The following is a 20467-nucleotide window of genomic DNA, read 5'->3' as shown; positions in this document are numbered from 1 at the left end:
AGCGAATTCGGCAATACGGGGGTCGTCACGGAAATTCTTCCTCTGCTTGCGACCGGACGCGGATCAGACGCGGGCGGAGCGCAATGTTCTGCCGGCATGCCACCTGCCGGTGCCGGACGGGACCTGCCCGCCGGTCGCCCCGGACGCGGATCGCGCGGCGGGGCAGACAGGCGGTTCACCATTCGCGTGCGTCCGATCACCCCTGCCGGGCAACACCTAAAAAACGCAGTCCTGCCATCGGGCGCGGCATGGCTCGCGGCCCCGGTCCTGCACCGTCATGCGCCCCGGGGCCCGCAGGAACCGCAGAACTGCAGCATTTTCCGGCATTCGCGCAGCATTACGCGGGAAAATTGCATCGTTTGCGCCAGATCGCGATGATTGAAACAGCCAGCCGGCAACACACCCGAGAGAAACTGATCCACCGCAAAAAATGAATTGCATTCACCAGTCCGGGCCCGCATAAGGAGTACGCTCAGGTAGGCCGGACTCTGGTGAAGATGCAACGCAAAGCGCGGGGATGGCATTATATTGCCTTGTATGTCACCCTCACGGTCGTGTTTTCGATTGCTTACTGGGTCCGCCTCGAACAATCGTTCACCCGCGCCTATGAATCGGAAATCCAGGAAGGAAAGCTGCGTGCCGGGCAACTGACGGAGGTTGTTCGTCAGGCCTTTGCGCTGTCCTTCCGTAATGCGGATTTTGTGCTGCTGGATGTGCGCAGCGCGCTGAAGCAACCGGCGGGCGGGAGCTTCCTGGCGGCCACCGCGCGCGCACTGGCGCTGCTGCCGCCTTCCGCCTACGGGCGCATCACGCTTTATGACCGTGAAGGCACGACGATCGCCACCAGCAGCGGCCCCGTGCTGCCGGTCAGCGCCGCCGGGGCCGACTTCTTCCGGGCCCTTGCCGATGCCCCGCCGGACACCGATCCGGTTGTGCTCGGCCGCATCTCGGTCAGCCCGTCGAGCGGCCAGTGGGAACTGCCGATTGCGCGCCGCGTGACAGACAACGGTGCCTTTGCCGGCGTGCTGGTGCTGTCGCTGTCGCCGATGTATTTTTCCGACGAGCTGGCCCGTATTCATCTGGGGCCGAACGACGTGGTCGGCGCGGTCCAGCTGCCGGACGGCAACTATCTGGCGCGCAATCAGGGCATGCCCGGCCTGCTCAGCCACGGCGTGCGCAGCAACCGCCCCTATCTGGTGCCCGATGCGCCGGCCGAAGGCGTCTTCATCGACGAGGGCAGCGCGGAACCGGTGCTGCGCATCATTGCGTGGAGCCGCGTGCCTGACCTGCCGGTGGTGGCCTTCGTCGGCCTTTCCGAAGAGGATCTGGTCGCCCAGACACGGAGCAGCATCGCCCGCGAGCGGCTGACCAACGCGGCCGGCACGACCATCATTCTGACGCTGCTGTTCACGGCGCTCTACCTGATGGTGCGGCTGGAGCGGCAGAAAGAGCGGCTGCGACGGCAGAAGATGCTCTACACGGCCCTGTTCAACCAGAACAAGTCCGTCAAGCTCCTGACCCATCCCGACACCGGCCAGATCGTTGACGCCAATCAGGCCGCCTGCGATTTCTATGGCTACACCCGCGACGAACTGCTCTCCCGGCATATCTTCGACATCAACTGCCTGCCTCACGACGAGATCATGGCGCGGATGGCCGAGGCGCGGGCGTTGCTGCGGCCCTATTTTCTGTTTCCCCACCGGCTGGCTTCCGGCGAAATACGGCAGGTGGAGGTTTATTCCGGCCCGATCGAGGTCGGCGGCGAACTCCTGCTCTATTCCATCGTCCACGACGTGACCGACCGCTTTGCGCTGCAGCAGCAGCTTGAGGAGAGCGAGGCCCGCCACCGCGCGCTGTTCGAGGTGGTGCCGAGCGGCATGATCGTGATGGACGGCGAAGGCACGATCGTGCGCTGGAATCAGGCCGCCCTCGCCGTGCTGGCCACCGACGAAGCCGGGCTCGTGCAGCGCACCAAGGCCCTGTTCACGCCGGAGGATGTGCCGGTGTGCATCGGCGACCGGCCGTCGATGCGCGCCCTCGGCCGCGACCTCGATGCGGAGATCCTCTACACGCTCGACGAGGCCGGCACTCAGCGCTGGCTGACGATCAGTTCCCGCCGGCTGCCGCCGCATGCCGATGGCCGGCCGGCCGGGGCCGTCGTCTCGTTCGCCGACATCACCCGCGTGGTCGAGCTGGAGGAGGCTGCGCGCATCGGCAAGCTGGTGTTCGATTTCACCGCCGAAGGCATCATGGTGACGAATGCCCTCGGCGTCGTCAGCCGCATCAATGCCGCCTACACCAGCATCACCGGGTTCGAGCTTCGCGACATCGTCGGGCGGCGGGCCGAGATCTTCCTCGCCGATCCGGACAGCAATCCGCTCTATCGCGGCATGCACGAAAGCCTCGCCGTCCGCCACTCGTGGGAAGGCGAGATTCAGGCCCATCGCAAGGACGGCAGAAGCATCGTCGAACGCATGGTCGTCAGCCCGGTGTTCGATCCGCACGGCACCACCATCGGCTATGTCGCGCTCATCTCCGACATCAGCGAGCGTCACGAGCGCGAGGATCTGCTGTGGCACCGCGCCAATTTCGACAGCCTCACCGGGCTGCCGAACCGCACGCTGCTGAACGACCGTATTACTCAGGCGCTGGTGCAGGCCACGCGCCGCAACGGCCACGCCGCCGTGCTGTTCATCGATCTCGACCGCTTCAAGCCGGTCAACGACACCCACGGCCATGCGGTGGGCGACGAGCTGCTGCGGCAGGTCGCGCAGCGCATCCGGGCCTGCGTGCGCGACGAGGATACCGTCGCCCGGCTGGGCGGCGACGAGTTCGTCGTGCTTCTGCCCTCCGTCCACACCCCGCAGGCAACGACGGTGGTGGCGGAGAAGATCCTCGCCCGGCTGAAGGCCCCCTTCCGGCTCAGTACCACCAGCGTCACGGTTTCCGCCTGCATCGGCATCAGCATCGGCAACATGTTCGACAGCAATGTCGAGAGCCTTGTCGCCCGCGCGGATGCCGCCATGTACCGGGCCAAGGCGGAAGGGCGCGACCGCTACGTCATTTCCGACGCACCGGAGTACCCGGTACCGGCCTGCACGGCCGAGGAGACTGCGGCCGGCGCGGAACCGCCCGGCGACCCGGCTGACCGATCTGCGGGCGGCTGAGCCGGGTGGCGGCCCCGCCGGCCCCCGCCGCGTGCCCTGCGGATGCCAGCCTGCAACAAAGGCCTGTTCAGAACTCGTTTTGCACGCCATGATAGGCGCGGGAATTGTCTGGCGTCGCGGGGGCTTGATGGCGCTGCAGGCTGCGGTGTCCCAACGGCTGGGGCGGATTTTTCTGCTGACCCGGGCGCTGCCGGCGCTGGCGGGGGTTGTGCTGCTTGGCCTCGGGGCCATGGCCACGCTGTGGTGGGCGACCGCCGCGGCGGACCGCGTTGCCGTGGAGCGCGAGACGGCCCAGCTCAGCAACGCCGTGAGCGATCTCACTCAGGGCCTCGCCCACGATCAGGAAAGCGTGACGATCTGGACCGAGGCCGTCCAGCGGCTGCAGGACGGCAGCCCGGCAAGCCGCCTCTGGCTGCGGAACAACCTCGTCGAATGGCCGCAGACCTATTTCGGCCACGACGATGTCATCCTGATCGGCCCCGGGAATGCGCCGGAAGCGGACCTCGCCCGTTATGCCGACCGGCCGGGCGAGCCGGGCGGCTACGCCGCGCGCGCACCGGTGCTGGATCCGATGATCCGGCAGCTGCGCAGCCGGCTGGCAGCCGGCGCGATGCCGCGCGGGACGGGTGAACGCACCGCCGGCGCGGAAGAAATCGTCACCCTTGCCGGCCGGCCGGCCATCGTCAGCATCCGCCCCGTGGTGCCGGAGCCCGGCGAGGCCGCAGCGGCCACCGGCGAGCCCTATCTGCTGGTCTCGGTGCTTTATCTCGACGGCCCGCTTCTGGAGCATCTGCGCAGGAGGCACGGCTTCGCCGACATCCGCTACAGCCCCACGGCACCGCCGGCCGGCGGCCCGCAGAGCGGTTATCCGCTGCAAGCCGCCGGCGAACGGGTCGCGGGCTATTATATCTGGGCCCCGTTCCTGCCCGGACAGGCGGTGTTCCACAAGCTCGCGCCGGTGCTGGCGGGCATTTTTGCCACGGTCTGCGCGGTGATGGCCGCCGGCCTCGTGCTGCTGTTCCGCCGCACCCGCGGCGAGGCCGCCGCCCGGCAGGCGGCCGACCGGCTGGCCCTGCACGACGACCTCACCGGGCTGCCGAACCGGACGCTGCTGGTGCAGTACCTGCGCACGGCCCTTGCCGCCGCCACGCCGGATGCCCCCGTGGCCGTCGTGCACATCAACATCGACCGCTTCAAGCTCGTCAACGAAACGCTCGGCCCGCAGGGCGGCAATGCCATTCTGTCCGCCTTCGCGCACCGGCTGGCCACCTGCATCGGGCCGGACGACCTCGTGGCCCGCATCGGCGGCGACGAGTTCACCATCGTGGCCCCGGGGCGTGCGGCAGAGGCCACGCGCGCCCTTGTGGCGACCATTCTGGATGTCGGGCGGGTGCCGTTCTCCGTCGCGGCCAACCCGGTTTTCGTCGGCATTTCCGCCGGCTATTTCGTGGCCCGCGGGCCGGAGCCCGACGCCGAGGAGTGCCTGCGCCGTGCCGACGTGGCGCTGTTCCACGCCCGCTCGGCCAGCCACGTTCATGCGGCCGAGTTCGGCGACGACATGGATGCGCTGCTGCGGGCCCGGCGCGAGACCGAACGCGACCTGCGGCAGGCACTGGCCGCAGGCAGCGACCAGATCACGGTGTTCTTCCAGCCTGTGTTCGCCTTTGCGGACGGGCAGCCGTGCAGCGCGGAAGCGCTGGTGCGGTGGCGGCACCCGGCCCGCGGCTGGATCGCGCCCGATGCCTTCATTCCCATTGCCGAGGAAGCCGGGCTCATCGCCGAAATCGGCTGGCGGGTGCTGCTGGCAGCCTGTGCGACGGCCGCCCGCTGGCCGGGACAGAGCGTGGCCGTCAACGCCTCGCCGCTGGAGCTGACCGACCCGGGCTATCCGGGGCGGGTGGCGGCGGCGCTGACGGCCAGCGGCCTGCCGCCGGAGCGACTGGAAATCGAGGTCACCGAAACCGGCATGATCGCCGCAAGCGGGCAGAGCGAACGGACCCTCGCCGCCCTGCGGGCCCTTGGCATCCGGCTCGCCATCGACGATTTCGGCACCGGGTTCTCGTCGCTGAGCCGGCTGCGGCAGATGGATGCGGACCGCATCAAGATCGACCGCAGTTTCATCGCGAATCTCTGCCACAATGCAACCGACCGGGCGATTGTGCAGGCCATCGTCGCCATGGCCCATGCCGCCGGCCTGAAGACGACGGTGGAAGGTGTCGAAACAGCGGCACAATGCGAGTGGCTTAAAGCCGCCGGCTGTGACAACGTGCAGGGCTTTTTCTTCGGGCGGCCGATGCCCGAGGCGGAAATAAGCCGGCTCATGGCAGCCGGCGGGGCGGAAACGGAACGCACAGACCGGGTGGAGGCAGACTGAACCGGCGCCTCCCCTGGCAGACAGACGAAAGGCCGCCTGCGGCCGTGCGGATGGGAGCGATGACGGAGCTGGATCGCGACAAGGAACCGGCCGCACCCGGAACGGACGCTCCGACGCTGCTGCGCTGGGACCTGCCTCTGTTCATTCTGATCGGACTCACGGCCACCGGCTGCATCGCCCTCAGCCGCCTGCCGGAACTGCTGGCATCCATCTGGTTCCCGAATGCCATGATGGTCGCCTTTCTCTATCTGCGCCCGGGTTATGGCCGCGTGCGCGGGCTGGTGGTGTTCGCCGCCGCCATCGTCGCCGCGAACCTGCTGCAACGTTTCGATCTGCCGGCGGCGGCCGCGCTGACGGCCGCCAACACGCTGGAAGTCGCCGTCGCCACCGTGCTGCTCGACCGCCTGCTGCCGCAGCGCGATGCGGACCTGTCGCCGGTGCAGCTTCTGCAGGCTCTGCTGGCGGGGGCGGTGGTTGCGCCGCTGGCCGGTGTCACCGCTGCCGCCGGTCTGCTGGCGGTGATTTCGTCCGCCCCGCCCGAGACCGTCGCCGCCGTCTGGTGGGTCGGCAGCCTGCTGGGGGCAACCGCCGTGCTGCCGCTGGCGCTGACCGGCAGCCGGGCCGCCATTGCCGCCCTCGCCCGGCCGGGGGCGCTGGCCGGGCTTGCGGCCATCGTCGCGCTCGTCCTGGGCGCCACGCTGCTTTCGCTCACCTGGCTGCGTTTCCCGTTCGTGGTCATGGCCCTGCCGCTGATGTATGCGGCGCTGCGCACCAGCGCCTTCGAGACCGCCCTTGCGGCCGCGGCGATGATCCTCACCGTGCTGGCCCATGCCTTCCTGTCGGCAAAGGGCCCGCAGCCGGCCGACATCATTCTCAACACCGAGCTTTCGACGGCGCTTTCAACCCTGCCGCCGCTGCTGTTCGCCGCGCTGAAGACGCTGCTGGCCGACCGCGAGCGTCAGGCCCGCGAGAGCGAGACGATGTTCCGCCAGACCATGGCGAATTCCGCCATCGGCGTGGCGATCGTCGGGCTCGACGGCAACTGGCAGACCGTCAACGAATCGGTGTGTACCTTCCTCGGCTACAGCCGCGAAGAACTGCTGGTCATGACGTTTCAGGACATCACCTGGCCGGAAGACCTCGACAAGGACATGTCGCAGCTGCGCCGCACCCTCGCCGGCGAGATCGATACCTATCAGGTCGAGAAGCGCTATGTGCGCAAGGACGGCCGCGTGGTCTGGGCGCTGCTGGCGGTCAGTCTGGTGCGGCAGGAGGGCACCCGCCGGCCGCGCTTCTTCATCTCCCAGATCGCCGATATCGACGGCGCCAAGCGGGCGGCGCTGACCATTGCGGAGGCTGAAAGCCGCTGGAACTTCGCGCTGGAAAGCGCGCGGCAGGGCGTGTGGGACTACGATGTCGCGGCCGGACGCACCTATTATTCGCCGACGTGGAAGGCCCAGATCGGTCTTTCGCCCGACGACACGCTGAACGACCCCACGCTGTGGCTGCAGCTCATCCACCCCGACGACCGCGCCGCCGTGCAGGCTCTGGATTCCGCCTGTCTCGAAGGCCGGCAGGATACCTTCGAGGCCGAATTCCGCATCCGCCACCGCGACGGCCGCTGGATCTGGATCGCCGACCGCGGCCGGGTCATTGCCCGCGACCGCACCGGGCGGGCGCTGCGCATGATCGGCACCCACACCGACATCACCCCGCTGAAGGAAGCGCAGGAAGCGCTGCGGGTTCTGAACAAGCGCACACAGCTTGCCGTCGAAGCCGGCGAAGTGGGCATCTGGGAATACGATATCGCCAGCGGGCGCCTGATCTGGGATGCGCGCATGTGCGCGCTCTACGGCATGAAGGAGAATGAGTTCGACGGCGAGCGCACCACCTGGCGGGCCATGCTGGCGCCGGAGGACCGCCCGCAGGCTCTTGCCGCACTGGAAAGCACTATCGCCACCGGCGTCAGGCTCGATACCGAAGTGCACATCCGCCGGCGCGACGGACAGGCGCGCATCATGCGCACCCTCGCCCGCCTGGTGCGCGACGACGAAGGCCAGCCCCGGCGCGTCATCGGCACCCACTGGGACACCACCGAACAGCACCGCCTGACGAACGCCCTGTTTGAGGAAAAGGAGCGGCTGCGCATTACGCTGCACTCCATCGGCGATGCCGTCATCACCACCGACGAGAACCGCCGCGTCACCTTCCTCAACCCCATTGCCGAACATCTCACCGGCTGGACCAGCCGGGAGGCCGAGGGGCGGCTGCTGACGGAAATCTTCCGCCTTGTCGATGAAACAACCGGCACACCGATACCCGACCCGGTCGAGCAGTGCCTGCTTTCCGCCCGGCCCTATTACCTGCAGGACGATGCCGTGCTGCTGCACCGCGACGGCGGCCGCTGCAACATTCAGGATTCCGCCGCCCCGGTGAGGAAGCCCGACGGCGAGATTCTGGGCGCGGTGCTGGTCTTTCAGGACATCACCGAAACGCGCGTGCTGCAGCGGCAGCTGCTGCATGCCGCCACCCACGATGCTCTGACCGCGCTGCCCAACCGGGCCGCCTTCGAGCGCACCCTCGGCCAGTTGTGCGAGGATGCCCGGCAGACAGGCCGCCACCACGCCCTCGCCTTCGTCGATCTCGACCGTTTCAAGATCGTCAACGACACCGCCGGCCACGCCGCCGGCGACGCCCTGCTGAAGGATGTGGCGCGGATCCTGAAAGCGGCCATCCGTCCCTCCGACGTGGTGGCCCGCCTCGGCGGCGATGAGTTCGCGCTGCTGCTGCGCGACTGCGACCTGACCGAAGCCGAGGCGATCGCCACCCGCGCGCTGGAAGCCATCCGGCTGTTCACCTTCCGCTGGCGGGGCCGGGCTTTCGATGTCGGCGTGTCCATCGGCGTCACCGACATCGCACCCGACACCCGCGACCCGGCCGAGGTGATGATGGAGGCCGATGTCGCCTGCTACACCGCCAAGTCGGCCGGCCGCGATCAGCTTGCACTCTACAGTTCCGAGGCCGGCGATGCCCGCCGCCACCGCGGCGATATCGATCTGGTCGCCGACCTGCGCACCGCCATCGAAGGCAACCGCCTGCAGCTCTATGCGCAGCAGATCGTCGACATCGGCGGCGGCGGTCACGAGCTTTGCGAGATTCTGGTGCGCATGGCCGATGCCGACGGCGCACCGGTTTCTCCCGGCCGCTTCATCCCCGCCGCCGAGCGCTATAACCTGATGGGGCGGATCGACCGCTGGGTGGTGCGCACGGTGCTGAACGATTACCGGCGCGCCCTGCAGGCCCGGCCGGGGCTGTCGGTCTCGATCAACATTTCGGGCAATTCCCTCGACGATCCCACCTTCTGGCCGTTCGTGAACGACCAGATCGCGCTTTCCGGCATCGCCCCGGCCCGGCTGCATTTCGAGATCACGGAAACGGCGTTCATCAACAATTTCGCCGCCGCCACCGCGTTTGCCAGCGGTGCCCAGCAGGCCGGTGCCCGCATCGCTCTCGACGATTTCGGGGTCGGCCAGAGTTCGCTGACCTATCTGAAGCAGTTCCATCCCGACTATGTGAAGATCGACGGCTCGTTCATCGCCAACATCTGCACCGACGAGACAGACCGGGCCATCGTGGCGGCAATTGCCAGCCTGTCGCGCCTGCTGAACGTGACGACGGTGGCCGAATGGGTGGAAGACGAGGCCACGCTCGCCACCGTGCGGTCGCTGGGCATCGACCGGGCACAGGGCTATCTCTTCGGCCGGCCGAAGCCGCTGGCCGAAATTCTGGCCGGCACCGACGCCGTGCAGGCCTGACGATCGCCGCGCCGGCCGGTCCGCAATGCTGCGTATGGGCAAGGCCGCCCGGCCGGGTGTAGTCTTGCTTTCCGTCCCCCGTCGCGGGGCTTGAGAGCAGGCGGACAGACATGACGGCCAGTGCAGATGTCCGGCACGCAGCAGGCGAAACCGGCCGGCCCGGCGGCGACCGCAACGGGCAGGTCGTGGCGGTGCGCGGCGCAGTGGTGGACATCACCTTCCCGCCGCCGCTGCCGCCGATCGACGATGCGCTTTTTATCGCCCGGCCCGGCGGCGGGCAGATTCTGGCCGAGGTTCAGGCCCATCTCGATCCGGGCACCGTGCGCACCATTGCCCTTGAGCCGACCGCCGGGCTGGCGCGCGGCAGCCGGGCGACCCGCGCCGGCGGGCCGCTGCAGGTGCCAGTGGGCGAGGCCGTGCTCGGCCGGCTGATCGACGTTTCCGGCACGGTGCGCGACAACGGCCCGCCGCTGCCGGCCGACTGCCCCCGCAGGCCGATCCACGCCCCGGCCCCGCCGCTGGCGCTGCGCGCCGCGCCGGAGGGCCTGTTTGCCACCGGCATCAAGGTGCTGGATCTGCTGACGCCGCTGGCACAGGGCGGCAAGGCGGCGATGTTCGGCGGCGCGGGCGTGGGCAAGACCGTGCTGGTGATGGAACTGATCCACGCCATGGTGGCCGGCTATCAGGGCATTTCGGTCTTCGCCGGCGTCGGCGAGCGTTCGCGCGAGGGGCACGAGATGCTGCTCGACATGCGCAATTCCGGCGTGCTCGACCGCACGGTGCTGGTCTACGGCCAGATGAACGAGCCGCCCGGCGCCCGCTTCCGCGTGCCGATGACGGCGCTGGCGGTGGCGGAATATTTCCGCGACGAGAAGCACCAGAACGTGCTGCTGCTGATGGACAACATCTTCCGCTTCGTGCAGGCGGGCGCGGAGGTTTCCGGCCTGATCGGCCGCCTGCCCTCGCGGGTCGGCTATCAGCCGACCCTCGCCAGCGAGGTGGCGGCGCTGCAGGAGCGCATCGCCTCGCGCGCCGGGGCGGCCGTCACCGCCATCGAGGCGGTCTATGTGCCGGCCGACGATTTCACCGACCCGGCGGTGACCACCATCGCCGCCCATGTCGACAGCACCGTGGTGCTGTCGCGCGCCATGGCGGCGGAGGGCATGTATCCCGCCGTCGATCCCATTGCCTCGTCGTCGGTGCTGCTCGATCCGCTGGTGGTGGGGCAGGAGCACGCCGATGTCGCTCTCGCCGTTCGCCGCACGATCGAGCACTATCGTGGCCTGCAGGACGTGATTTCCCTGCTCGGCCTTGAGGAACTCGGCAGCGACGACCGGCGCATCGTCGGGCGCGCCCGACGCCTGCAACGCTTCCTGACCCAGCCGTTTTCGGTGACGGAAGCCTTCACCGGCGTGCCCGGACGCTCGGTGCCCGTGGCCGACACGCTGGCCGGCTGCAAGGCCATTCTGGCCGGCGAATGCGACGACTGGCAGGAAAGCTCGCTCTACATGGTCGGCACGCTGGAGGAAGCGCGGACGCGCGAAACCGCCGCCCGCGCGCCGGCCTCCGGCGCAGACCATGCCGCCTCCGGCGGGGGCGATACCGCGGACAAAGCTGCGGAGGGACGGCCATGAGCCCCGCGGATGCCGCGGCGGCGGGCCGCCGGCTGGATCTGGTGATCACCACCCCCACCGCCATTCTGGTGCATGCGGCGGCAACCTCCGTGCGCGCCGAGGACGACAGCGGCGGCTTCGGCATCCTGCCCGGCCACACCGATTTCATCACCGTACTGTCGCCCTCGGTGGTGCGCTGGCGCACCGCCGGCGGCGACTGGCATTTCTGCGCCCACGGCGGCGGCGTCATGCGGGTGGAAGACGGTGCGCGCGTGGCCATTGCCTGCCGCACGGGCAGCGTGGGCGACGATCTGGCGACGCTGGAAGCCGAAGTCGCCGCCCTGCGCGCCGCCGCCCTTGAAGCCGCCCGCAAGGCGCGGGTGGAAGAAACCCGCCTGCACGCCCGCGCCGTGCGGCAGATGATGCGCTATCTGCGGCCGGGACCGGACGCGATGGCCCATCCGCCGGCACCGGGGCCGGTGCGCGGAGGGACGTCCTGATGGCCGCGCCGGAAGACGACACCCGCGATGCGCCCCGCCCCGGCGACAGCCGCCCGGCCGAGGATGCCGCCCCGCCCGCCGGCACCGGCGACACCGTGGCCCGCGCCGCGCACCGCGCGGCCGCGCGCGCGAAAGCCGGCCGCGGCGACCCGGAACCCTCGCTCGGCGCCCGCCTCGGCCAGATCGGCCTTTTGGGCTGGACCATCGTGGTGCCGACACTGGCCGGCGCCATTCTCGGCCGCTGGCTGGACGGGCTGGCCGGCAGCGGCGTGTTCTTTTCCGCGCCGCTCATCATGCTGGGGGCCGCCTTCGGGCTGTGGTCGGCCTGGCGCTGGATGCACCGTAACGTCAGCAGGGACGATCCGTGAGGCGCGCACCATGACAGCCACCCTTCCCGGCCTTGCGGCGGCCGGCAGCGTTCTCTCCGGCCTTGCCGCCGCCCACCCGGTGGCGGCCGCCGCCGGCGGGCTTGCCATCGGCATCGCCGCCGGGGCGGCTTATTTTCTCAGCCTGCGTTTCAACACCGCGCTCTATCTGCAGGGCCGGCCGGGGCCGGCGGCGGGGCTGCAACTGCTGCGCCTCGGCCTGCTGGCGCTGGTGCTGGCCGGCGTTTCGCTGTGCGGCGCGCTGCCGCTTCTGGCGGCGGCCGCCGGCCTCCTTCTGGCCCGCCGGCAGATCGTGCGCCGCGCGCGGAGAGCGGAGCCGCAGTCATGAACGCATCCCCGCTTTCCGTGACGCCGCTGTTTCACGCCGGGCCGGTGCCGGTCACCGCGCCGGTGCTGATCACATGGGCGCTGATGGCGCTCGTCACCGTGTTCTGCGCGCTCGCCACCCGCCGGCTGTCGCTGCATCCCGGCCGGCTGCAGACGGTGCTGGAACTTATCGCCGGCGCCATCGACAGCCAGATCCGCGATACTCTGCAGACCGACCCCGCACCCTACCGCGCGCTGATCGGCACGATCTTTCTCTATGTGCTGCTTGCCAACTGGTCGTCGCTGATCCCCGGCATCGAGCCGCCGACCGCCCATCTGGAAACCGACGCCGCGCTGGCGCTGATCGTTCTGGCCGCCACGCTGTGGCACGGCGTGCGGGTGCGCGGCGCGCGCGGCTACCTGAAGACTTTCGCCGAACCGTCGTGGGTGATGATCCCGCTCAATGTGGTGGAACAGATCACGCGCACCTTCTCGCTGGTGGTGCGCCTGTTCGGCAACGTCATGAGCGGCGTGTTCGTGGTCGGCATCGTGCTGTCGCTGGCCGGCCTGCTGGTGCCGGTTCCGCTGATGGCGCTGGACCTGCTGACCGGAGCGGTGCAGGCCTACATCTTCGCCGTGCTGGCCACGGTGTTCATCGGTGCGGCCGTCGGCGGCGACGGGCCGGATGCGCCGCACACCCCGCCGAAGGAGGATGGACGAAGTGAACAACCTCATTGAAATCGTCAGCATTCTGGCCGCCGCCCTCGCGGTCTCCTTCGGGGCGATCGGGCCGGCACTGGCGGAAGGCCGCGCCGTGGCGGCCGCCATGGATGCCATCGCCCGCCAGCCGGAGGCCGCCGGCACGCTGTCGCGAACGCTGTTCGTCGGGCTGGCGATGATCGAGACGATGGCCATCTATTGTCTGGTGATCGCCCTGCTGGTTCTGTTCGCCAATCCCTTCCTGCACTGAGCCGGCGCCATGCAGATAGACTGGTGGACGCTGGCCCTGCAGGCCATCAACGCGCTTGTGCTGATCTGGCTTCTCGGCCGGTTCCTGTTCCGCCCGCTGGCCGCTATCGTGGCTGCGCGGCAGGCCGCGGCAACCGCGGACCTGAATGCCGCCGCCGCCGCGCGCACGGCCGCGGAGGCCGGCCTTGCGGAAGCGCGCGCCGCCGGGGCGGCCACACAGGCCGCCCGCGCCGATGTGCTGAAGCAGGCCGGGGCGGAGGCGGAGCGTGCGCGCGCCGCCATTCTCGCCGCGGCCCGGCAGGAAGCCGACCGCCTGGCGGCGGCAGCCGCCGCCGACCGCGTGGCCGCGCGCGCCGGCGAGACCAGACGCTTCAGCGCGGCCGCCCGCGCACTGGCGGTGGACATTGCCACCCGGCTGGTGGCCCGCCTGCCGGCCGAAGCACAGGTCTCCGGTTTCATCGACGGCCTTGCCGGCGCGGTCGCCGCGCTGCCGGTGCGCAGCCGCGAGGACCTGACGACCGCCCTGCTCAGCACCGACCCGGCCGCGCAGCCCCGCCTCGTGGCGCCCCGGCCGCTGACGGAGGCCGAACGGGCCGCCGTTGCCGCCCGCCTTGCCGCCGTCGCCGGCGCGGCCGTGCAGTTCCGCAGCGAGACCGACCCGTCCCTGCTGGCCGGGCTGGAACTGGTGACGCCGCATATCGCCGTGCGCAACACACTGAAGGCCGATCTCGCCGCCATTTCCGACAGCCTCGCCGGGCAGGACGACGGGGACGAGGCGCCGCAGGCAGCGGGGGCGGCAAGGGGAGCGGCAGCGGAGGCGGCCGGGGCCCCATCGCAGGGAGGCGGGTCATGAGCGGGGAGCCCACGCCGGATGACGCGGTGCGGCGCTGGCGCGAGGCCGGCACGCAGGCGGTGGCGGCCGCGGACCTCGGCCCGGTCGCCGAGGCGGTGGGGCGCGTCGAGCACGCCGCCGATGGCATTGCCACCGTCTCCGGCCTGCCGGATGTGCAACTGAACGAGCTGCTGCGCTTTCCCGGCGAGCGTTACGGCTACGCGACCACCCTCGACGCCGGGAGCCTCAGCGCCGTGCTGCTGGACGATGCCGCCGCCATTGCCGCCGGCGATGCCGTGCACGGCACCGGGCAGGTGGTATCGGTGCCGGTGGGGGAAGGCCTGCTCGGCCGCGTCGTCGACCCGCTCGGCCGGCCGCTGGACGGCGCCGGGCCCGTGACGGCCGCCGCACACTGGCCGATCGAACGGCCGGCGCCGGCCATTATCGACCGCGATCTGGTGTCAGAGCCGGTCGAGAGCGGCGTTCTGGTGGTGGATGCGCTGTTCGCCATCGGCCGCGGGCAGCGCGAACTCATCATCGGCGACCGGGCCACCGGCAAGACGGCCATTGCCGCGGATGCCGTCATCAACCAGAAGCACAGCGACATCGTCTGCGTCTATGTGGCCATCGGCCAGCGGGCCAGTGCGGTGGAGCGCGTGATTGCCGCGGTGCGGGCGCACGGGGCGCCGGAGCGCTGCATCTTCGTCGTTGCGCCCGCGGCCGGCCAGCCCGGCCTGCAATGGATCGCCCCGTTCGCCGGCTTCACGATGGCGGAATATTTCCGCGACCGCGGCGGCCATGCGCTGGTGGTGCTGGACGACCTGACGCGCCACGCCGCCACCCACCGCGAACTGGCGCTGCTGACGCGCGAGCCGCCCGGCCGCGAGGCCTATCCCGGCGACATCTTCTATGTGCATGCCCGCCTGCTGGAGCGGGCGGCGAAGCTCTCGGCCGAAAAGGGCGGCGGTTCGCTGACGGCGCTGCCGGTTGCCGAAACCGATGCCGGCAATCTCTCGGCCTATATCCCGACCAACCTCATTTCCATCACCGACGGACAGATCGTGCTCGATGCGCACCTCTTTGCCGCCAACCAGCGGCCGGCGGTGGATGTGGGCCTGTCGGTCAGCCGTGTCGGCGGCAAGGCGCAGGCTCCCGCGCTGCGCGCCGTTTCCGGCCGGGTGCGGCTCGATTATGCGCAGTTTCTGGAGCTGGAGATGTTCACCCGGTTCGGCGGCATGCCGGATACGCGGGTGCGCGCGCGGCTGGTGCGCGGCGAGCGCATCCGCGCCGTGCTGGCCCAGCCCCGCTTTGCCAGTCTGCGCCTGATCGATCAGGTGGGGCTGCTCGCCGCCCTCGCCGAAGGGGTGCTGGACACCCTTGCCCCCGCCCGGATCGCCGAACTGCGCGCGGCCCTGCCGGCGGCCATCGATGCCGCGCTGCCCGACCCCGGCCCCGTCGCCACCGCCGACGCGGCCCTGCGCGGCCGGCTCGTGGCCATCGTCGGCGCGCTCGCCCGCAGCCTTGCCGCGGCGGGCGATGCGCCGGCCGGCGCGCAGAGCGCCGGAACGGGAGCCGCCGGGGGGACCACCGGGGAGGCGTCATGAGCGATCGTCTGGCCGATGTCGAAGCCCGCATCCACACGGTGCAGCAGCTCTCCGTCGTCATCACCGCCATGCGCGGCATCGCCGCAGCGCGGGTGCGCGAGGCCTCGGAAAGTCTGGAGGCCGTGCGCGCCTTCGCCGCCACCATCGCCGCGACCATCGGCGAGGCCCTCGCCTTTCTGCCGGCGGGGGAAGAGCCGGCCGCCGCCCCGCCGCGCAGCGAAAGCCACACCATCGTGGCGCTGCTGACCGAGCAGGGCTTCGTCGGCACGTTCAACGAACATGTGCTCGATGCCGTCGCCGCCACCCGCCGGCAGCCCGGCCCCGGTGCCACCCGGCTTTTCCTGGCCGGCAGCCGCGGGCAGACGGCCGCCGCCGGCCGCAACCTTGCGCCGGAATGGACCACGGCGATGATCAGCCACCCTGCCGACGCCCCTGCGCTGGCCGACCGGCTCGCCGGAGCGCTGTTCGGCGGCGAACGCGGGCCGGGCCGGGTGACGCTCATCCACGGCACACCCGATCACAACGGCGTGCGCATCGTGGTGCGCGACCTGCTGCCGTTCGATTTCGGCCGTTTCCCGCCGGCGCATCCCGCCCTGCCGCCGCGCACCAGCCTTACGCCGCGGGCGCTGATGGCGGCACTCGCCGAAGAATATGTCTTTGCCGAACTGACGGAAGCGACCGTGCTGTCGTTTGCCGCCGAGAACGAAGCCCGCATGCGCGCCATGGTTGCCGCACGCAGCAACGTTTCCGCCACCTTCGACACGCTGACCGCCCGCGCCCGGCAGGTGCGTCAGGAGGAGATCACCACCGAACTCGGCGAACTTGCCGCCGGCGTGCTGTCGGCGCAGCCCTGAGCCGCTTCACATGCCGCCTCACATGCCCCCGCCTCACATGGCGCCATAGACCGGCCCTTCGCCGCCCTGCGGTGGCACCCAGGTTATGTTGCCGTTGGGGTCTTTGATATCGCAGGTCTTGCAGTGCAGGCAGTTCTGCGCATTGCGCACGAAGGCCGGGGCATCCGCCTGCCCGATCCACTCATAGACCCCGGCCGGACAATAGCGGGTGGAAGGCCCGGCGAAGACATCGTGTTCGCTGCTCTTCTGCAGGGCGGTATCGGCAAGCTGCAGGTGGTTCGGCTGGTCTTCGGTGTGATTGGTGCCGGAGAGGAACACCGACGACAGCCGGTCGAAGGTCAGCACCCCGTCAGGCCGGGGATAGTCGGGCGGACGATGGCGGGCGGCCGGCTCCAGCGTCTGCGCATCGCTGCTGCCGTGCCGCAGCGTGCCGAAGGGCGAGCGGCCGAACAGGCGGTGGCTCCACATGTCGAGCCCGCCGAGGCCGACGCCGGCGAGCGTGCCGAATTTCGACCACAGCGGCTTGACGTTGCGCACGGGATAGAGATCGGCCCCGATGGCGGATGACCGCCAGCCGGCCTCGATTTCCGCCGGCTCGTCGCCGGCCCGGCCGGCGGCGATGGCCGCCGCCACGCTCTCGGCCGCCAGCAGACCGGAAACCACGGCATTGTGGCTGCCCTTGATGCGCGGCACGTTGACGAAGCCGGCCGCACAGCCGATCAGCGCCCCGCCGGGAAAGGAGAGCTTCGGCACCGACTGCCAGCCGCCCTCGGTGATGACGCGGGCGCCATAGGCCAGCCGCTCGCCGCCGGCAAAGGTGTCGCGGATCAGCGGATGGGTCTTGAAGCGCTGAAATTCCGCAAACGGCGACAGCCACGGATTGCGGTAATTGAGGTGGACGACGAAGCCGGCCGAAACCAGCCCGTCTTCCAGATGATAGAGGAACGAGCCGCCGCCGGTGCGCCCGTCCAGCGGCCAGCCGCAGGAATGCTGCACCAGACCGGGGCGGTGGCTGGCCGGGTCCACACGCCACAGTTCCTTGAGGCCGAGGCCGAATTTCGGCGGCTCGCGGCCTTCGTCCAGACGGAAGCGGGCGATGAGCTGCTTTGCAAGCGAGCCGCGGGCGCCTTCCGCGATCAGCACATATTTGCCGTTGAGCGCCATGCCGCGGGTGTAGTTCGGCCCCGGCGCACCGGCGCGCGACAGGCCGAGATCGCCGGTGGCAACGCCGGTGACGCGGCCGGCAGCGTCATAAAGCACCTCCGTTGCCGCGAAGCCCGGATAGATTTCCACCCCCAGCGCCTCGGCCTTTGCCGCCAGCCACCGGCACACCGCCCCGAGCGGGACGATGAAATTGCCGCGGTTGCCCATCAGCGGCGGCAGCAGACGCTCCGGCACCCGGAAGCCGGACTTGCGGGTCAGAAACAGGAAGCGGTCTTCGGTGACCGGCGTGCGGAACGGGTGGTCCTCCTCCTCCCGCCAGCCGGGCAGCAGCCGGTCGATCCCCGACGGGTCCACCACCGCACCCGACAGGATGTGGGCACCCACCTCCGCGCCTTTTTCCAGCACCACCACGGACAGATCCGGCGCGCACTGCCGCAGGCGGATGGCGGCGGCGAGCCCGGCCGGACCGGCACCGACGATCACGACATCGAAATCCATGCTCTCGCGCACGGGCGGCTCGAAGGGAGGGCTCATCGGCAACGTCCGGGAAAGGCGGCGCCCGCAACCGTCCGCCCGGCGGGCCGGGCGGGTTGCCAGCGCTCTTGCGTGTCGGGAGAGGGCCCGGCCCGCCGGCCGGCGCGGCAAAGGCGGTCGCGGGCCGGCGGACACAGACGTCAGAACGGATAGTGCTGCTGCGGGTCTTCCACGGTGATCCAGCGCAGTTCGGTGAACTCCGCCACCGCGGCAGTGCCGCCGAAGCGGCCGTAGCCGCTGGCCTTCATGCCGCCGAACGGCATCTGCGCCTCGTCGCCCACCGTCGGGCCGTTGATGTGGCAGATGCCGGCCTCAATGCGCCCGGCCACCGCCATCGCCCGCTGCAGGTCGCGCCCGAACACCGCTGAGGACAGGCCATAGGCGGTGTCGTTGGCCAGCGCGACGGCGTGTTCGGTATCGCGCGCCCGCACCACGCAGACGATGGGGCCGAACGATTCCTCATAGAACAGCTTCATCTCCGGCGTGACGCCGTCGACCACCGTTGCCGGCATCAGCGTCGTGTCGCCGGCCCCGCCGGCCGCCAGCACCGCGCCCTTTGCAACGGCATCCGCGATCAGGTCCCGGCAGCGGTCGACGGTGGCCTGCGACACCACCGAGCCCAGCACCACCGGCCCGCGCGGATCGCCGCACGGCAGGCTTTTCGCCCGGGCCGCGAAGGCTGCGACGAAGGCATCGGCCACCGCATCATCCACGATGATGCGCTCGGTCGACATGCAGATCTGGCCCTGATTCATGAACGCGCCGAAGGCGGCGGCATTCACGGCCGCGCCGATGTCGGCATCGTCCAGCACCACCAGCGGCGCCTTGCCGCCGAGTTCCAGCAGCACCGGCTTCAGGTGCTCGGCCGCGAGCCTGGCGATGATCCTGCCGACGCGGGTGGACCCGGTGAAGTTGATGCGCTTCACCTTCGGATGGGTGACGAGGGCCGCCACCACCTCCGGCGCATCCTCCGCCGCATGGGTGATGACGTTGATGACACCCGCCGGCAGCCCGGCTTCCACCAGCGCTTCCGCGATCATGCGGTGGGTGTGGGGGCACATCTCGGAGGCCTTCAGCACCACCGTGTTGCCGCAGGCGATGGGCATGGCGATGGCCCGCACGCCGAGGATGACCGGCGCGTTCCACGGCGCCATGCCGACCAGCACGCCGGCCGGCTGGCGCACGGCCATGGCGAGCGTGCCGGGCTTGTCGGAGGGGATGACCTCGCCGCGGATCTGCGTCGTCATCGCCGCCGCCTCGCGCAGGATGCGGGCGCCGAGCATGACGTTGAAGCCGATCCATGGCGCGGTCGCGCCGGTCTCGGCCATGCAGACCGCGACGAAGGCCGCAGATTTCGCCTCCAGAAGGTCGGCCGCGCGGCTGAGGATGGCGCGGCGCTCGGTCGGCCCGGTCTGCGACCATGCCGGAAAGGCGGCGGCAGCCGCCTCCACGGCGCGGTCCACATCCGCCGCGCGGGCGGCGGCGGCGCGGGTCGCCAGCTGCCCGGTGACGGGGTCGAGCCGGTCGAAGGTGGCCGCTGTGCCGGCCGGGGCGCTGTGCGCGCCGATCAAGAGACCAATGTCCATGTCTGCCTCCCGGTATTTTCTGGGTTCTGCGCTTCGGCTGCGCCGGGCCACGCCGGTTTCGGCGGCGCAGCGACAACGGCTGTCCGTTCACGAAAGGGGCCGTTCCGCCCCGTCCGCGTCAGCGCTGTTTGTGAAGATGAAGTCCGTCCGGCCGCCCGGCGCGGCCCGGTTGTCAGCCGCCGCGGAAGACCGAGAAGCGCGCCACCAGAGCCGCCACGTCCGCCACATCGAGCCGGGCGAGCACCTTGTCGTCCTCGGTGTCGAGCACGGCGTGGGCTCCGGCCAGAATGCTGCGGCCCTTCGCCGTCAGGTGCAGGGCATTGGCCCGCCGGTCGGCACCGGCCCGCCGCTGCAGAAGGCCGCGTTCTTCCAGCGGATCGATGAGGCGCACCAGACGGGCGCGCTCCACCGCCAGCGCGTTGGCCACCGCAATCTGGGAAATGCCGGGATTGCTCTCGATGATGGCCAGCACCGAATAGGTCGTCGTCACCAGATCGAACGGCGCCAGCGCCACATTGGCCTCGCGCGTTGCCGTCTGCTCCGCCCGGCGCAGCAGATAGCCGAACCGGCGGTTCAGAACGCCGTAATCCACCTCGTCGCGGCTTGCCGGCTGATCGGTTGCTGGGGCGGAATGCGGGTCGGACGACATGGCAGGCGCTGATCCGTTCATGTTGGCATGGAAGCCCGCGGACGGGCTCAAGCACCAACACATGCCACAGCGCGCTTGGCAAGCCTGCGGCCTTGCCGGTTGCGCAGGGCAGCC

Annotated in this window: 15 protein-coding genes; 12 read left to right on the top strand and 3 right to left on the bottom strand. The window is 70.3% G+C overall.

The window, feature by feature from the left end; genetic code table 11:
- Positions 1–533 precede the first annotated feature (533 nt).
- From V7067_RS01730 to V7067_RS01675, 12 genes are all read left to right on the top strand, one after another.
- Positions 534–3167 (top strand): diguanylate cyclase, encoded by a 2634-nt coding sequence (locus V7067_RS01730; RefSeq protein ID WP_334174145.1) that lies wholly within the window; start codon positions 534–536, stop codon positions 3165–3167.
- Between the two features lie 127 nt (positions 3168–3294).
- On the top strand, positions 3295–5541 hold the full coding sequence (locus V7067_RS01725) for a bifunctional diguanylate cyclase/phosphodiesterase (protein WP_334174144.1): 2247 nt from the start codon (positions 3295–3297) through the stop codon (positions 5539–5541).
- 59 nt (positions 5542–5600) lie between these two features.
- Positions 5601–9356 (top strand): PAS domain S-box protein, encoded by a 3756-nt coding sequence (locus V7067_RS01720; RefSeq protein ID WP_334174143.1) that lies wholly within the window; start codon positions 5601–5603, stop codon positions 9354–9356.
- Between the two features lie 110 nt (positions 9357–9466).
- Positions 9467–10990 (top strand): F0F1 ATP synthase subunit beta, encoded by a 1524-nt coding sequence (gene atpD / locus V7067_RS01715; RefSeq protein ID WP_334174142.1) that lies wholly within the window; start codon positions 9467–9469, stop codon positions 10988–10990.
- The gene (locus tag V7067_RS01710; RefSeq protein ID WP_334174141.1) at positions 10987–11469 is read left to right on the top strand and encodes a F0F1 ATP synthase subunit epsilon; all 483 of its coding nucleotides are present in this window, start codon (positions 10987–10989) and stop codon (positions 11467–11469) included. The genes atpD and V7067_RS01710 overlap by 4 nt, the downstream gene beginning before the upstream one ends.
- Positions 11469–11837, top strand: coding sequence for an AtpZ/AtpI family protein (locus V7067_RS01705; RefSeq protein WP_334174140.1), 369 nt, complete (start codon positions 11469–11471; stop codon positions 11835–11837). The genes V7067_RS01710 and V7067_RS01705 overlap by 1 nt, the downstream gene beginning before the upstream one ends.
- Before the next feature lie 10 nt (positions 11838–11847).
- Entirely contained in the window at positions 11848–12183 is a 336-nt protein-coding gene (locus V7067_RS01700) for an ATP synthase subunit I (protein ID WP_334174139.1), read from the top strand.
- Entirely contained in the window at positions 12180–12899 is a 720-nt protein-coding gene (locus tag V7067_RS01695; RefSeq protein ID WP_334174138.1) for a F0F1 ATP synthase subunit A, read from the top strand. Before V7067_RS01700 ends, V7067_RS01695 begins: the two co-directional genes overlap by 4 nt.
- The gene (locus V7067_RS01690; protein WP_334174137.1) at positions 12874–13131 is read left to right on the top strand and encodes a F0F1 ATP synthase subunit C; all 258 of its coding nucleotides are present in this window, start codon (positions 12874–12876) and stop codon (positions 13129–13131) included. Before V7067_RS01695 ends, V7067_RS01690 begins: the two co-directional genes overlap by 26 nt.
- A gap of 9 nt (positions 13132–13140) precedes the next feature.
- Entirely contained in the window at positions 13141–13983 is an 843-nt protein-coding gene (locus tag V7067_RS01685) for a hypothetical protein (RefSeq protein ID WP_334174136.1), read from the top strand.
- On the top strand, positions 13980–15566 hold the full coding sequence (locus tag V7067_RS01680) for a F0F1 ATP synthase subunit alpha (RefSeq protein WP_334174135.1): 1587 nt from the start codon (positions 13980–13982) through the stop codon (positions 15564–15566). The genes V7067_RS01685 and V7067_RS01680 overlap by 4 nt, the downstream gene beginning before the upstream one ends.
- Positions 15563–16420 (top strand): F0F1 ATP synthase subunit gamma, encoded by an 858-nt coding sequence (locus V7067_RS01675; protein ID WP_334174134.1) that lies wholly within the window; start codon positions 15563–15565, stop codon positions 16418–16420. Before V7067_RS01680 ends, V7067_RS01675 begins: the two co-directional genes overlap by 4 nt.
- A 33-nt stretch (positions 16421–16453) precedes the next feature.
- Here the strand turns inward: V7067_RS01675 and V7067_RS01670 are convergent, their stop codons facing one another.
- From V7067_RS01670 to V7067_RS01660, 3 genes are all read right to left on the bottom strand, one after another.
- The gene (locus V7067_RS01670; protein ID WP_334174133.1) at positions 16454–18118 is read right to left on the bottom strand and encodes an electron transfer flavoprotein-ubiquinone oxidoreductase; all 1665 of its coding nucleotides are present in this window, start codon (positions 18116–18118) and stop codon (positions 16454–16456) included.
- A gap of 140 nt (positions 18119–18258) precedes the next feature.
- Positions 18259–19704, bottom strand: coding sequence for an aldehyde dehydrogenase (locus V7067_RS01665; protein ID WP_334174132.1), 1446 nt, complete (start codon positions 19702–19704; stop codon positions 18259–18261).
- Between the two features lie 172 nt (positions 19705–19876).
- The gene (locus V7067_RS01660; protein WP_334174131.1) at positions 19877–20353 is read right to left on the bottom strand and encodes a MarR family transcriptional regulator; all 477 of its coding nucleotides are present in this window, start codon (positions 20351–20353) and stop codon (positions 19877–19879) included.
- Positions 20354–20467 lie beyond the last annotated feature (114 nt).

Source organism: Pseudoxanthobacter sp. (assembly GCF_036822375.1).
Taxonomy (GTDB): domain Bacteria; phylum Pseudomonadota; class Alphaproteobacteria; order Rhizobiales; family Segnochrobactraceae; genus Pseudoxanthobacter.
This window is presented reverse-complemented; position numbering and strand designations above follow the sequence as displayed.

Excerpts from the sequence above, each read along its gene's own strand:
- V7067_RS01670 (WP_334174133.1), bottom strand. The coding sequence starts at position 18,118 with ATGAGCCCTCCCTTCGAGCCGCCCGTGCGCGAGAGCATGGATTTCGAT.
- V7067_RS01710 (WP_334174141.1), top strand. The coding sequence starts at position 10,987 with ATGAGCCCCGCGGATGCCGCGGCGGCGGGCCGCCGGCTGGATCTGGTG.
- V7067_RS01660 (WP_334174131.1), bottom strand. The coding sequence starts at position 20,353 with ATGTCGTCCGACCCGCATTCCGCCCCAGCAACCGATCAGCCGGCAAGC.
- V7067_RS01720 (WP_334174143.1), top strand. The coding sequence starts at position 5,601 with ATGACGGAGCTGGATCGCGACAAGGAACCGGCCGCACCCGGAACGGAC.
- V7067_RS01695 (WP_334174138.1), top strand. The coding sequence starts at position 12,180 with ATGAACGCATCCCCGCTTTCCGTGACGCCGCTGTTTCACGCCGGGCCG.
- atpD (WP_334174142.1), top strand. The coding sequence starts at position 9,467 with ATGACGGCCAGTGCAGATGTCCGGCACGCAGCAGGCGAAACCGGCCGG.
- V7067_RS01685 (WP_334174136.1), top strand. The coding sequence starts at position 13,141 with ATGCAGATAGACTGGTGGACGCTGGCCCTGCAGGCCATCAACGCGCTT.
- V7067_RS01675 (WP_334174134.1), top strand. The coding sequence starts at position 15,563 with ATGAGCGATCGTCTGGCCGATGTCGAAGCCCGCATCCACACGGTGCAG.
- V7067_RS01705 (WP_334174140.1), top strand. The coding sequence starts at position 11,469 with ATGGCCGCGCCGGAAGACGACACCCGCGATGCGCCCCGCCCCGGCGAC.
- V7067_RS01680 (WP_334174135.1), top strand. The coding sequence starts at position 13,980 with ATGAGCGGGGAGCCCACGCCGGATGACGCGGTGCGGCGCTGGCGCGAG.
- V7067_RS01665 (WP_334174132.1), bottom strand. The coding sequence starts at position 19,704 with ATGGACATTGGTCTCTTGATCGGCGCGCACAGCGCCCCGGCCGGCACA.
- V7067_RS01725 (WP_334174144.1), top strand. The coding sequence starts at position 3,295 with ATGGCGCTGCAGGCTGCGGTGTCCCAACGGCTGGGGCGGATTTTTCTG.
- V7067_RS01690 (WP_334174137.1), top strand. The coding sequence starts at position 12,874 with ATGGACGAAGTGAACAACCTCATTGAAATCGTCAGCATTCTGGCCGCC.
- V7067_RS01700 (WP_334174139.1), top strand. The coding sequence starts at position 11,848 with ATGACAGCCACCCTTCCCGGCCTTGCGGCGGCCGGCAGCGTTCTCTCC.